The following is a 13,567-nucleotide window of genomic DNA, read 5'->3' on the forward strand; positions in this document are numbered from 1 at the left end:
TCCGTTTCAAGGGGGTTCCCGTGTTACGGCGGCTTCGCCATGCGCTTTTTTCCGTCCTGCTGATCACGACCGGGCTGGCGATCGTCGCGCCGCCGCCCGCGCAGGCACTTCCGGGCAGCTTCCAGAGACAGGTGGTCTTCAGCGGGCTGACCAATCCGACCAACATCGAGTTCGCCCCGGACGGCCGGGTGTTCGTCGCCGAGAAGAGCGGCCTGATCAAGGTTTTCGACTCCCTCGCCGACACCACGCCGGCGATCTACGCCGACCTGCGCACGCAGGTGCACAACTTCTGGGACCGCGGGCTCCTCGGCCTGGCCCTGCACCCGGACTTCCCGGCCGACCCGCGCATCTACGTGCTGTACTCCTACGACGCGGTGCCCGGCGGCAGCGCGCCGCGCTGGGGCACCGCGGGCGCGAGCGCCGACCCGTGCCCGACCCCGCCCGGCGCGACGGGGGACGGCTGCCTGATCACCGGGCGGTTGTCCGTGCTGGCGCCCTCGGGCGGCTCGGTGGCCGAGACCCCGCTGATCACCGGCTGGTGCCAGCAGCACCCCAGCCACTCCGTCGGCGACCTGGCGTTCGGCCCCGACGGCATGCTCTACGCCAGCGGCGGCGACGGAGCCAGCTTCAACTTCGCCGACTACGGCCAGGACAACCTGACCGGCTCCGACGTCACCCCGGACAACCCCTGCGGCGACCCGCCCTCGCCGGTCGGCACCGCGCTCAGCCCGCCGGCCGCCGAGGGCGGCGCGCTGCGCTCGCAGGACCTGCGCACCGGCGGCGACCCGGCGGGCCTCAACGGCAGCATCATCAGGATCGACCCGGACACCGGCGCCGCCGCCCCCGGCAACCCGAACGCGGGAAGCAGCGACCCCAACGCGGCCCGGATCATCGCCTACGGCCAGCGCAACCCGTTCCGCATCACCGTCCGGCCCGGCACGAACGAGATCTGGGCGGGTGAGGTCGGCTGGAGCACCTACGAGGAGATCAACCGGATCGCCGCCCCGACCGGCCCGGTCAACAACTTCGGCTGGCCCTGCTACGAGGGCCCGGCCCGGCAGGGCGGCTACGACAACCTGAACCTGACCCTCTGCGAGAACCTGTACGCGGCGGGCCCGGCGGCGGTGACGCAGCCGTACTTCGCCTGGAACCACTCCTCCAAGCCCGCGCCGAACGACCCGTGTCCGTCAGGCGGATCGTCCTCCAGCGGCGTCGCGTTCTACGAGGGCGGCTCCTACCCGGACGCCTACGACGGCGCGCTGTTCTTCTCCGACTTCAGCAGGTCGTGCGTCTGGGTCATGACCAAGGGCGCGAACGGCCTGCCCGACCCGGCGACGGTGACCACGTTCGACTCCGGGATGCCCGCCGTGGAGGTGCAGACCGGCCCCGGCGGCGACCTGTTCGCGGTCGACTACACCAACGGGCAGATCATCCGATACCTGTACAACAACATCCCGCCGACCGCCGTCATCGGCGCCAGCGCGACCTCGGGCAACGCGCCGCTCACGGTGAACTTCACCTCCGCCGGATCCGCCGACGCCGACGGCGACCCGCTCACCTTCCGCTGGGACCTGGACGGCGACGGCGACTACGACGACTCCACCTCGGCCACGCCGTCCCACACCTACGCGCAACCCGGCTCCTACGTGGTGAAGCTCCGGGCCGACGACGGGCGAGGCGGCCAGGGGACCGCGACCGTGACGATCAACGTCAACAACACGGCCCCGACGGCGACCATCAACTCGCCGTCGCCCTCGCTGACGTGGGCCGTCGGTGACACGATCACGTTCTCCGGCACCGGCACCGACGCCCAGGACGGCACGATCCCCGGCTCGCGGATGCAGTGGAAGCTGATCATGCATCACTGCCCCAGCACCTGCCACGAGCACGAGATCACCACCTTCACCGGCACCGGCGGCTCCTTCGCGCCGCCGGACCACGAGTACCCGTCCCACCTGGAGCTCCGGCTGACGGTGACCGACGCGCACGGCCTGACCGACACCAAGAGCGTGCTGCTGCAGCCGAAGACGGTGAACCTGACCTTCCAGACCGTGCCCGCCGGGCTGCAGCTCGGCTTCAACAGCGAGCAGACCGTCGCCCCCTTCACCAGGACGGTGATCGTCGGCTCCCACAACTCGGTCTCCGCGCCCTCGCCGCAGAGCTCCGGCGGCTCCAGTTACACGCTCACCTCCTGGTCCGACGGCGGCGCGGCCACCCACAACGTCACGGCGCCGGCCACCGCGGCGACCTACACCGCGACCTACCAGCAGTCCCAGGTGCCGGACGGCCTGGTGGCGGCCTACGGCATGGACGCGGGCGCCGGCACGGCGGTCGCCGACGCCTCGGGCAAGGGCAACAACGGCACGGCCGCGAACACCACGTGGTCCCTGACCGGCAGGTACGGCCAGGCGTTGTCGTTCGACGGCACGTCGAGCTGGGTGACGGTGGCCGATTCCAGTTCGTTGCGTCTGACGAACGGGATGACGTTGGAGGCGTGGGTGCGTCCGTCGAGTGTGACGGGGTGGCGGACGGTGTTGATGAAGGAGTTCGGGGCGGATCTGGCGTACGCGATCATGGGGAGCGGCGGCAGCGGTCCGGCGGCGTTCATCTACACCTCCTCAGGGGCGAATGCTCCGGCGGCGAGCAATCTGCCGTTGAACACCTGGAGTCATGTGGCGGCGACCTATGACGGGTCGACGTTACGGATGTTCGTCAACGGCACGCAGGTGGCGACCAACCCGACGGTCGGCAACCTGCGTACCGGGACGAGTCCGTTGCGGATCGGCGGGAACAGCGGTTCGGGCGAGTACTTCAGCGGTCTGATCGACGAGGTGCGCGTCTACAACAAGGCGCTCACCGCCGCCCAGATCACCACCGACATGAACACGCCGGTCGGGCAGCAGGGACCGCCCGACACCCAGCCGCCCACCGCGCCCGGCTCGCTGGCCGCGACCGGCGGTCAGGGCAGCGCCCAGCTCACCTGGACGGCCTCGACCGACAACGTGGCCGTCACCGGGTACACCGTCCACCGGTCGGCGACCGCCGGGTTCACGCCGTCCGGGGCCAACCAGGTGGGCTCGACCGCGAGCACGTCGTTCACGGACTCGGGGGTCGCGGCGGGCACGTACTACTACCGCGTCGTGGCCTTCGACGGCTCCAGCAACACAGGGCCGCCGTCCAACGAGGCGTCGGCGGTGGTGACCCAGCCGCCCACGGTCAGCGGGCTGGTGGCGGCGTACGGCATGAACGCGGGCACCGGGACGGCCGTCGCCGACGCCTCCGGCAACGGCAACAACGGCACCCTCACCGCGGCGACCTGGACGGCCGGCAGGTACGGCCAGGCGTTGTCGTTCGACGGCACGTCGAGCTGGGTGACGGTGGCCGATTCCAGCTCTCTGCGTCTGACGAACGGGATGACGTTGGAGGCGTGGGTGCGTCCGTCGAGTGTGACGGGGTGGCGGACGGTGTTGATGAAGGAGTTCGGGGCGGATCTGGCGTACGCGATCATGGGGAGCGGCGGCAGCGGTCCGGCGGCGTTCATCTACACGTCTTCGGGGGCGAATGCTCCGGCGGCGAGCAATCTGCCGTTGAACACCTGGAGTCATGTGGCGGCGACCTATGACGGGTCGACGTTGCGGATGTTCGTCAACGGCACGCAGGTGGCGACCAACCCGACGGTCGGCAACCTGCGCACCGGGACGAGCCCCCTGCGGATCGGCGGGAACAGCGGTTCCGGTGACTACTTCAGCGGTCTGATCGACGAGGTGCGCGTCTACAACAAGGCACTCACCGCCGCCCAGATCACCACCGACATGAACACGCCGGTCAGCTAGTTCCGGCTGCTCTCGTCGCGCAGCCAGGTGGTGTAGTCGCCCGCGCGGATCGCGCGGGCGGCCCGCCGCCTGGCCAGCACGGCCATCGCGGCGAAGACCACCGCCGCGCCCGCCAGGCGCGGCTCCTTCGCCACGATGGCCGCCAGGTCGCGCGGGCCGGTGCGCTCGCCGGCGGTGGCCGAGGTCCGCTCCAGCTCGGTGACGCTGGTCATGGCCCGGACCCGGCGACGCAGCAGGTCGGCGACCGTGCGCGGCGGATGGATCACCGCGCGGGCCGTGCCGACGATCACGCGTTCGTCGGGCGTGAACGCCAGCGAGGCGGTCAGGTCGTCGGCCATCACCGGCGGCAGCGCGCGCAGTCGCTCGTTGCCCACGCCGTTCACCGCGATCACCCCCCGGGCGAACAGCCCGGCGCGCACGTGCGGCAGCCGCGTCCAGATCGCGTAGTAGGCGCGCACCGGCCACGGGCGGTCGGCCAGCGTCAGGTCCCGCTCCGGCGCGGCGGCGAGCGGCCCGTCCGGCGCGGCCAGCACGGCCGCCAGCGCGCGCGCCGAGGCGGTGCTGAGCTCGATGTCGGCGTCGACGTACAGGCGGGGGTAGCCGCGGGCGGCCGCGTCGCCCATGCGCAGCGCCGCGCTCTTGGAGGGGACGGGCGTGGTCAGCACCCGGACGTCGTACGGCCGGGCCACCTCCGCCGTGCCGTCGGTGCAGCCGTTGGCCACGACCACCACGTCGAACTCGCCGGGCGCCGCCTCGCCGAGCAGGCCGTCCAGCAGGCGGCCGAGCACCTTGGCCTCGTTGTGCGCCGGGATCACGACGCTCACCACGACGGGAGGATCCCCGCGTCGCGGGCCTGCTTGAGCGTGGGGGCGGCGGCGTCCTTCGCCGACAGGACCGGCTCCACCTCGATCGGCCACTCGATGGCGAGATCGGGGTCGAGCGGGTGGATGCCGTGCTCGTGAGCCGGGTCGTACGGGGAGGAGCAGAGGTAGACGACCGTGGCCGACTCGCTGAGGGCCATGAAGCCATGGCCCAACCCCTCGGTCAGGAAGATGCCCTGGCGCGAGACGTCGTCCAGCCGCACCGCCTCCCACCGCCCGTACGTCGGCGAGCCCACGCGGACGTCCACCACGACGTCCATGGCCTCGCCCGACACGCACATGACGTATTTGGCCTGGCCGGGCGGCACGTCGGCGAAGTGGATGCCGCGCAGCACGCCGCGGCTGGAGACCGAGCAGTTGACCTGGGCCAGCTCGATCGAGCGCCCTGTCGCCTCCCGCAGGTCGGCGGCGCGGAAGCTTTCCAGGAAAACGCCCCGGGGATCGCTGAGGATGCGGGGGGTGTAGAGCAATGCTCCATCGATGCTCAGGCGTTTCATGAAGACACTTGTAACACTCATTGCCGCTCACCCGAAGTATGGCTGTGGGTTTCCAAAGGGGGAAATCTTGTCATTTCTGGGTGGGGCCCTTTGTTGATGACATCGTGCCGGTTGTGCGGCTCGACGGACCTGGTCGGCGTGGTGGATCTCGGGGCGACACCGCCCTGTGAACTCTTCCTCACCGCGGAACAACTCGATCAGCCAGAGCTCACCTATCCCCTTCATCTGCGGGTATGCACGGGCTGCTGGCTGGCCCAGATCCCGCCGTTGATCACGCCGGAAGAGACATTCACCGAATACGCCTACTTCGCGTCATTCTCTGCCTCCTGGGTGGAGCACGCGCGGCGGTTCGTCGACACGGCCGTGGAACGGTTGAAGCCGTCGTTCGTGGTCGAGGTGGCCAGCAACGACGGCTACCTGCTGCAGCACGTGGTCGGACACGGCATCCGGTGCCTCGGCATCGAGCCGTCGGCCAACGTGGGGCAGGCGGCCAAGGACAAGGGCGTGCCGACGCTCACCGCGTTCCTCACTCCGGAGACGGGCGCGTCGGTGCGGGACGGGAACGGTCCCGCCGACCTGGTGGTGGCCAACAACGTCTACGCGCACATCCCCGACGTCATCGGCTTCACCAAGGGACTGCGCGCCCTGGTGGCCGACGACGGATGGGTCTCGATCGAGGTCCAGCACCTGCTCACGCTCGTGGAGCTGAACCAGTACGACACGATCTACCACGAGCACTTCCAGTACTACACGGTGGCCTCCGCGCAGCGGGCGCTGGCGAGCGGCGGGCTGACCCTGGTCGACGTCGAGCTGCTGCCCACCCATGGCGGGTCGATCCGGCTGTGGGCGCGACCCTCGGGCAGCCCGTCCGGCCGGGTGCTCGACGTGCTCGCCAGGGAGAAGGCCGCCGGGCTGCACGACCTCTCCGGTTACGCGGGGTTCGCGGAGCGGGTCGCCCGCGTCCGCCGCGACCTGCTGCGCTTCCTGATCACCGCCGCCGAGGAGGGCAAGACGGTCGCCGGGTACGGCGCGCCGGGCAAGGGCAACACGCTGCTCAACCACTGTGGCATCCGGCCGGATCTGCTGGCCTACACGGTGGATCGCAATCCGTACAAACACGGCAGGTTCACGCCGGGCACCAGGATCCCGATCGCTCCGCCGGAGCGCATCGCCCAGGACCGCCCGGACTATGTGCTGGTCCTGCCGTGGAACCTGCGCGAAGAGCTCACCGCTCAGCTCTCCTATGTGCACGAATGGGGAGGCCGGCTGGTCTTCCCGATCCCACACCTGGAGGTCGTGTGAAGGTTGTCCTGTTCTGCGGAGGATTCGGCACCCGGATGCGGACCGGTGTGCCGGGCGAGGTGCCCAAACCGATGGCGCTCGTCGGTCCGCGACCGCTGCTCTGGCACGTGATGCGCTACTACGCCCACTTCGGACACAAGGAGTTCATCCTGTGCCTGGGGTACGGCGCCCACCACATCAAGGACTTCTTCCTCGGCTACCAGGAGGCCACGTCCAACGACTTCGTGCTGCGCGGCGGCAAGGTCGAGCTGCTGTCGAGCGACATCTCCGACTGGTCCATCTCGTTCGTGCAGACCGGGACCGACTCCCCGATCGGGGAGCGGTTACGCCGGGTCCGCAGCCACCTGGGCGACGACGAGGTGTTCCTCGCCAACTACGCCGACGTGCTCACCGACGCCCCGCTGCCCGAGATCATCGACCGGTTCACCGAGTCCGGCGCGGCCGCCTCGATGATGGTGGTGCCGCCGTCCCAGACCTTCCACTGCGTGGACGTCGGCGAGAACGGGCTGGTCGGCGGCATCTCGCCGGTCAGTGAGATGCCGGTGTGGGTCAACGGCGGCTACTTCGTGCTGACCCAGGAGATCTTCGAGCACATCCCGGAGAACGGCGACCTGGTCGCCGACGGCTGCGCCGAGCTGGCCAAGCGCGGACGCCTGCTGGCCTACCCCCATCGGGGCTACTGGCGGCCCACCGACACCGTCAACCAGCGCATGGAGCTGGACGAGGCGTACTCGCACGGCGTGCGCCCGTGGGCTCTGTGGGAACGGTCCCGGTGATCGGACTGCGTCCCGGAGGCGTGACCTCCGTCGTGGCGCTCGCCGCGCACTGCGACGACCTGGCGATCGGAGCCGGCGGCAGCCTGCTGACGATCTGCGCCGCCCGTCCCGGCGTGCGCGTGGACGCGCTGGTGCTGTCCGGCGGCGGGACCGAGCGGGAGGACGAGGAGCGCGCCGCGCTGGCCGACTTCTGCCCCGGCGCGGACCTGCGGGTGAGCGTGCTCAAGCTGCCCGACGGCTACCTGCCGGCCCGCTGGGAGGAGGCCAAGGCCGCGGTCGAGGAACTGCGGGCCCGCACCGAGCCCGGCCTGATCCTCGCGCCCTGGCGCGGCGACGCCCACCAGGACCACCGGGGGCTGGCCGAGCTGGTGCCCACCGCCTTCCGCGACCACCTGACGCTCGGCTACGAGATCGTCAAATGGGACGGCGACCTGGCCGCCCCCGCCGTCTACCAGCCGCTCGCCGCGGAGGTGGCCGAGCGCAAGGTGGACCTGCTCCAGCGCCACTACGCCTCCCAGCGGCACCGCCCCTGGTACGACCGCGAGGCGTTCCTGGGCCTGGCCCGCATCCGTGGCATCGAGTGCCACGCGCGGTACGCCGAGGCGTTCCACGTATCCAAGCTGACCGTCGATCTGGAGAACTGATGCGGGTACTTCTCACCGGCCACCAGGGCTACCTGGGCAGCGTGATGGCCCCCGTCCTGGCCGAGGCCGGGCACCAGGTCGTCGGCCTGGACTCCGGCCTGTTCGCCGACTGCGTGCTCGGGCCCGAGCCCGAGCCGGTCGAGGCGCACGCCGTGGACCTGCGCGACGCCGGCCCCGAGCACGTCGCCGGGTTCGACGCGGTGATCCACCTGGCCGCCCTGTCCAACGACCCGCTCGGTGCGCTCGCGCCCGACCTGACCTACGACATCAACCACCACGCCTCCGTACGGCTGGCCAGGCTGGCCAAGGACGCGGGCGTGCGCCGCTTCCTGTACGCCTCCACCTGCTCGGTCTACGGCGCCTCCGGCGGCGCGGACCTGCTGGACGAGGAGGCCCCGCTGCGCCCGGTCACGCCGTACGCCGAGTCGAAGGTGCGGGTCGAGGACGACCTGACCGCGCTGGCCGACGAGGACTTCACCCCGGTGTTCCTGCGCAACGCCACCGCCTTCGGGTTCTCGCCGAGGCCGCGCGCCGACATCGTGCTGAACAACCTGGTGGGCCACGCGCACCTGACCGGCGAGGTCCGGGTGTTGTCCGACGGCACCCCGTGGCGTCCGCTGGTGCACGCCAGGGACATCGCCGACGCGTTCGCCGCCGCCCTGACCGCGCCGCGCGAAGCCGTGCACGCCACGGCCTTCAACGTGGGCACCGAGGTCAACAACGTGACCGTGGCCGAGATCGCGGCCGAGGTGGCCGCGGCCGTGCCCGGCTCGACGTTGACGATCACCGGCGAGACGGGCGCCGACCCGCGCTCCTACCGCGTCGACTTCTCCCGGATCAGGTCCGCCCTGGGCTACGAGGCCCGCTGGACGGTCAAGGCGGGCGCCGTCGAGCTCATCGACGCCTACCGCGAGCACGGCCTGACCCGGCACGACTTCGACCGCCGCTTCACCAGGCTGGCCCGGCTCGCCGACCGGCGCGAGGCGGGCACCGTCGACGCCACCCTGCGGCCATGACCGGCCCGGAGATGCACGACCTGGTACGGCGGCTCTACCCGCTGTGCCGCAGCATCACCGGCGACGGCCTGCGCCGCACCCTGGAGATCATCGGCGGGTCCATCCCGCTGGAGATCACCGAGGTGCCGACAGGCACGCAGGTGCTCGACTGGACGATCCCCCGCGAGTGGAACATCCGCGACGCCTACGTCAAGGACGCCGCCGGGAACCGGGTCGTCGACTTCCAGGAGAGCAACCTGCACGTCGTCGGCTACAGCGCGCCGGTCGAGGCCACCATGTCGCTGGCCGAGCTGCGCGGGCGCCTGCACACGTTGCCCGGCCAGCCGGACCTGGTGCCGTACCGGACCAGCTACTACGCCGAGACCTGGGGCTTCTGCCTGAGCCAGAACACCCTGGACGGGCTGGCGGACGGGCCGTACGAGGTCAGGATCGACTCCACGCTCGCCGACGGCCACCTGACCTACGGCGAGCACGTGATCCAGGGCCGCAGCTCGGAGGAGGTGCTGATCTCCTGCCACGTCTGCCATCCCTCGCTGGCCAACGACAACCTGGCCGGGGTGGCGGTGGCGGTGTCGCTGGCCCAGCGGCTGGCCGATCCCTGGTACACCTACCGGTTCGTGTTCGCGCCCGGCACCATCGGCGCGATCACCTGGCTGGCGCTCAACCGCGAGCGCACCGACCGGATCAGGCACGGCCTCACCCTGGCCTGTGCCGGGGACGCCGGGACGGTCACCTACAAGCGCAGCAGGCGCGGCGACGCCGAGATCGACCAGGTCTTCGCGCACGTGCTCAAGGACCGGCCGCACACCCTCCTGGACTTCTCGCCCTACGGCTACGACGAGCGGCAGTACTGCTCACCGGGGTTCGACCTGCCCGTGGGCTCGCTGACCAGGACGCCCTACGGGAGTTACCCGGAGTACCACACCTCGGCCGACGATCCGGACTTCGTGCGGCCCGAGGCCATGGAGGACACCCTGGAGACGCTGTGGAGCGCCGTACGGGTCCTGGAGGGCAACCGCCGCTACCAGAACCTCAGCCCGTACGGCGAGCCCCAGCTCGGGGCGCGCGGCCTGTACGGCTCACTGGGCGGCCGCAGTGACACGAAACAGGCCCAGATGGCGATGTTGTGGGTGCTCAACCTTTCCGACGGGCGGCACAGCCTGCTCGACATCGCGGAACGGTCGAACCTGCCGTTCCAGGCATTGGCGGACGCGGCGAACGCCCTGCAGAACGCGGGCCTGCTGAAGGAGTGGGTGGATTGAGCCTGGCGCTGAAAGTCGGCGACGTGGTCGAGGTTCTCAGTGCTGAAGAGATCCTGGCGACCCTCGATGAGCGCGGAGAGCTGGACAGCCTCCCGTTCATGCCGGAGATGCTGCGGTTCTGCGGGCAACGGCTGACCGTCCACAAGGTGGCCAACAAGCTCTGCGACACGATGACCAGGACCGGGATGCGGAAGATGGAGGACGCCGTCCACCTGACCGGCTCCCGCTGCGACGGCACGGCCCACGGTGGCTGCCAGACGGCCTGCCTGCTCTACTGGAAGACGTCCTGGCTGCGGAAGGTCGACGGGCCGCCCACGGCCGAGGAGCGGGTGCGTCCCGAGCGGCCGCTGCTGCCGCTGCTGGAGGTCAACACCCGCAAGGAGCCCGCGCCGGACGGCGAGGAACGTTTCCGCTGCCAGGCGACCGAGCTGTTGCGGGCCGCCCCCGAGCTGCTCCCGTTCCGCGACCTGGGCCAGTACGTCACGGACGTCCGGGTGGGCAACGCCGGGATCGCCTCGACCGTCCGGACGTTGTTCTTCGGCCTGTTCAACCGCTACCAGCGGCTGTCCAGGAAGTTCCCCCGGGCGCTGCGCTTCAGAGGCGGCCTGGACTGGGGGTTCGTGCAGCCCGGCCCGCACACCGGCCCGGCCCCGACCGGGACGACCGACCTCCAGCCGGGCGAGCTGGTCCGCGTCAGGTCCAAGGACGAGATCGTCGCCACGCTCACCACCAAGGGGTTCAACCGGGGGCTGGGCTTCGAGGAGGACATGGCGCGGTCGTGCGGCAAGGTCGCCCGGGTGACCGCGCGGGTCGAGCGCTGCATCGACGAGAAGACCGGAAAGCTGCTTGAGATGAAAAATCCGTGCATCGCCTTGGACGGAATCATCTGCGACGGTGTGTACAAGTCCAACTGCCCCCGCGCGTTCATCCCGTTCTGGCGGGAGATCTGGCTGGAGCGGGTCAACGAGCAAAAGTAGGGCACAGCATGGTGGATCAGGCGAGCCCGGACATCAGTGACATTGGGCGCAAGGTGGGTCGAGGGGCGGTGTGGAGCCTGCTCGGCACGCTCGTCACCCGTGCGGGCTCGTTCATCCTCGGGCTGATCCTGGCCCGGCTCCTCGCGCCCGCGGACTTCGGCACGTACGCCGTCGCGCTCGCGGCCACCCAGTTCGTCATGGTGGTCAAGGACGTCGGCGTCATGTCGGCCGTCGTGCAGTGGCGCGGCCGGCTGGAGGACATCGCGCCCACGGCCACGACGCTCACGATGATCTCCGCGCTCGGCCTGTACGGGATCTTCTGGACCGGGGCGCCGTACTTCTCGGCGCTGGCCGGCAGCGAGGAGGCCACCTCCGTGGTGCGCATCCTCACCGCGGTCATCCTGGTCGAGGCGGTCACGGCGGTGCGCAGCGCGGCCCTGCTGCGCTGGTTCCGCACCGGCAAGAACGCCAAGGCGGTCCTCGCGGGCTTCCTGGTCAACGCGCCGGTGGCCATCGTGCTCGCGGTCAACGGCGCCGGGGCCTACAGCTTCGCCTGGGGGCAGCTCGCCGGGGCCGTGGTCACCGGCGTGTTCATGCTGATCTACGCCCGGCTGCCCTACCGGTTCGGGTTCGACCGGCACATCGCGGGCCGGCTGCTGAGGTTCGGGATCCCCTCGGCGGCCGGGATCGCCCTGGAGGTCCTGCTGCTCAACGTGGGCTACATCATCGTCGGCAACATCATGGGCGAGTCGTGGCTCGGCTTCTACCTGATGGCGTTCAACGTGTCGAGCTGGGTGCCCGGCATCATCGGCAGCGCCATCCGCATGGTGTCGATCGCCGGCTTCTCCCGGCTGGCCGAGCGGGACGAGGAGTCGTTGTCGATCGGCGTCCAGCGCAGCGTGCCGCTGCTCATCGCCATGGTGCTGCCGCTGGCCGTGTTCATGGCGGTGCTGGCGCACTCGCTGATCATCTTCATCTACGGCCCGGACTGGGAGCAGGCCGCCGGGGTGCTGCGCTTCCTGGCGGTCCTGATGGTGGTGCGCATGCTCACCGCCTTCGCGCTCGACATCCTGAACGGCCAGGGCGCCACCCGCTCGACCGTCTGGATGAACCTCGGCCACGCCGCGGCGATGATCCCCGCGGTCATCGCCGGCACGCACCTCGACGGCATCCGCGGCGCCGCGATCGGCCAGGCCACCGCCGCCGTGCTGGTCGCGCTGCCGCTCGCGATGATCGCCGTGCAGCGGGCGGGGGTCCGGCTCGGGCCGGTGCTGCCCGGTCTCGTACGCCCGGCGGTCGGGGCGGTGGTCTGCGCCGCCGTCATGCTCGGCCTGGCGAGCCTGACCCACGGCAGCCCGTTCGTCCAGCTCGTCCTGGCCGGCGGCGGCGGCCTGCTGGCGTACGTGCTGGTCGTGGTGACCCGCGACCAGTTCCACCTAGTGAGCGCCCGTCTGGTGCGGCTGCTGCCCGCCCGCGCGCGCTGACCCCGAGGAGAGACGATGCTGGTGTCCATCGGAATCCCGGTACGCAACGGTGCGGACCGGCTGGAGACGGCCGTGCGCTCCGCGCTCGCCCAGGATCACGCCGAGCTGGAGGTCGTGATCTCGGACAACGCCTCCACCGACGGCACGCAGGAGCTCTGCCGCGAGCTGGCCCGCCAGGACGGCCGCATCGCCTACCACCGCCAGCCGCACGACCTGCACGTGGTCGGGAACTTCGTGGAGGTGCTGCGCCGCGCGCGTGGCGAGTTCTTCCGCTGGATGGGCGACGACGACCTGCTCGAACCCGACTACGTCTCGCGCACGCTGGAGCCGTTCCTGGCCGACGAGCGGCTCATCCTGGTCACCTCCGACGTCCGGTACACCGGCGCGGACGGGACCGTCCACGAGCCGCGCTACCGCGGCACCCGGATGCTCTCCGACGACCCGGTCGACCGCCTCGACGAGCTGTGGGACGTGGTCACGACCCAGCACCACGGCCTCGACCCCCTCTACGGGCTGATGCGGCGCGAGCGGGTGGCCGCCGTGCCGAGACCGCTGATGATCCGCGAGGACGAGGTCTACGCCACCATGCTCGCGCTGACCGCGCCCTGGGGGCACGTCCCGCGGGTGCTGGCCCATCGCAACCTGCGCGAACGCCGCCTGTCCGGGATCGCCGCGGCGCTCGGTGTGCCCGCCTGGACCGCCCATTTCGCCACCACGCTGCAGTTCCGGGCCATGCACCGGGCCCTCGGTGGCACGGAACTGTCGGCGGAGCAACGCGCCCGCGCGCGGGCCGTGCTGCTGCGCACGTACTGGCGGCGCCAGCAACAGATGCTGACGCACCGCAGCCGCAAGATCGCCGGGTTGGCGGCCCGACTCGTCTCCTCGAAAGGGTGAA

Annotated in this window: 11 protein-coding genes; 9 read left to right on the plus strand and 2 right to left on the minus strand. The window is 70.8% G+C overall.

Going from position 1 to position 13,567, the window contains the following annotated elements:
• Positions 1-20 precede the first annotated feature (20 nt).
• On the plus strand, positions 21-3,833 hold the full coding sequence (locus tag ABZ444_RS07570; protein ID WP_357994035.1) for a LamG-like jellyroll fold domain-containing protein: 3,813 nt from the start codon (positions 21-23) through the stop codon (positions 3,831-3,833).
• On the opposite strand, the gene ABZ444_RS07575 is transcribed toward ABZ444_RS07570, so the two are convergent.
• Positions 3,830-4,660, minus strand: a complete 831-nt coding sequence (locus tag ABZ444_RS07575; RefSeq protein WP_357994037.1) for a glycosyltransferase — start codon at positions 4,658-4,660, stop codon at positions 3,830-3,832. The two genes, ABZ444_RS07570 and ABZ444_RS07575, sit on opposite strands and share 4 nt — an antisense overlap.
• The gene (rfbC, locus tag ABZ444_RS07580) at positions 4,654-5,211 is read right to left on the minus strand and encodes a dTDP-4-dehydrorhamnose 3,5-epimerase (RefSeq protein ID WP_357994039.1); all 558 of its coding nucleotides are present in this window, start codon (positions 5,209-5,211) and stop codon (positions 4,654-4,656) included. Before rfbC ends, ABZ444_RS07575 begins: the two co-directional genes overlap by 7 nt.
• 96 nt (positions 5,212-5,307) lie before the next feature.
• On the opposite strand from rfbC, the gene ABZ444_RS07585 reads away from it, so the two are divergent.
• The 8 genes from ABZ444_RS07585 (at position 5,308) to ABZ444_RS07620 (ending at position 13,566) form a co-directional block, all read left to right on the plus strand.
• Positions 5,308-6,513: a class I SAM-dependent methyltransferase gene (locus ABZ444_RS07585; protein ID WP_357994520.1), complete on the plus strand. Its 1,206-nt coding sequence runs from the start codon at positions 5,308-5,310 to the stop codon at positions 6,511-6,513.
• Positions 6,510-7,289: a sugar phosphate nucleotidyltransferase gene (locus ABZ444_RS07590; RefSeq protein ID WP_357994041.1), complete on the plus strand. Its 780-nt coding sequence runs from the start codon at positions 6,510-6,512 to the stop codon at positions 7,287-7,289. Before ABZ444_RS07585 ends, ABZ444_RS07590 begins: the two co-directional genes overlap by 4 nt.
• Positions 7,286-7,933 carry a PIG-L deacetylase family protein gene (locus tag ABZ444_RS07595; RefSeq protein WP_357994043.1) on the plus strand — a complete coding sequence of 216 codons (648 nt, stop codon included), beginning with the start codon at positions 7,286-7,288 and terminating at the stop codon, positions 7,931-7,933. Before ABZ444_RS07590 ends, ABZ444_RS07595 begins: the two co-directional genes overlap by 4 nt.
• Positions 7,933-8,949, plus strand: coding sequence for an SDR family oxidoreductase (locus ABZ444_RS07600; protein ID WP_357994045.1), 1,017 nt, complete (start codon positions 7,933-7,935; stop codon positions 8,947-8,949). Before ABZ444_RS07595 ends, ABZ444_RS07600 begins: the two co-directional genes overlap by 1 nt.
• Positions 8,946-10,211 (plus strand): DUF4910 domain-containing protein, encoded by a 1,266-nt coding sequence (locus tag ABZ444_RS07605; protein ID WP_357994047.1) that lies wholly within the window; start codon positions 8,946-8,948, stop codon positions 10,209-10,211. The genes ABZ444_RS07600 and ABZ444_RS07605 overlap by 4 nt, the downstream gene beginning before the upstream one ends.
• A complete protein-coding gene (locus ABZ444_RS07610; RefSeq protein WP_357994049.1) occupies positions 10,208-11,188 on the plus strand; it encodes a hypothetical protein in 981 nt (326 codons plus the stop codon). Before ABZ444_RS07605 ends, ABZ444_RS07610 begins: the two co-directional genes overlap by 4 nt.
• Positions 11,189-11,256: 68 nt before the next feature.
• Positions 11,257-12,672 (plus strand): oligosaccharide flippase family protein, encoded by a 1,416-nt coding sequence (locus ABZ444_RS07615; RefSeq protein ID WP_357994051.1) that lies wholly within the window; start codon positions 11,257-11,259, stop codon positions 12,670-12,672.
• 15 nt (positions 12,673-12,687) lie between these two features.
• A complete protein-coding gene (locus ABZ444_RS07620) occupies positions 12,688-13,566 on the plus strand; it encodes a glycosyltransferase family 2 protein (protein WP_357994053.1) in 879 nt (292 codons plus the stop codon).
• The last annotated feature ends 1 nt before the right edge of the window (position 13,567 follow it).

Origin of the sequence: Nonomuraea sp. NPDC005730 (genome assembly GCF_040630865.1) — a bacterium.
Lineage (GTDB): Bacteria > Actinomycetota > Actinomycetes > Streptosporangiales > Streptosporangiaceae > Nonomuraea.

Excerpts from the sequence above, each read along its gene's own strand:
- rfbC (WP_357994039.1), bottom strand. The coding sequence starts at position 5,211 with ATGAAACGCCTGAGCATCGATGGAGCATTGCTCTACACCCCCCGCATC.
- ABZ444_RS07585 (WP_357994520.1), top strand. The coding sequence starts at position 5,308 with ATGACATCGTGCCGGTTGTGCGGCTCGACGGACCTGGTCGGCGTGGTG.
- ABZ444_RS07600 (WP_357994045.1), top strand. The coding sequence starts at position 7,933 with ATGCGGGTACTTCTCACCGGCCACCAGGGCTACCTGGGCAGCGTGATG.
- ABZ444_RS07605 (WP_357994047.1), top strand. The coding sequence starts at position 8,946 with ATGACCGGCCCGGAGATGCACGACCTGGTACGGCGGCTCTACCCGCTG.
- ABZ444_RS07620 (WP_357994053.1), top strand. The coding sequence starts at position 12,688 with ATGCTGGTGTCCATCGGAATCCCGGTACGCAACGGTGCGGACCGGCTG.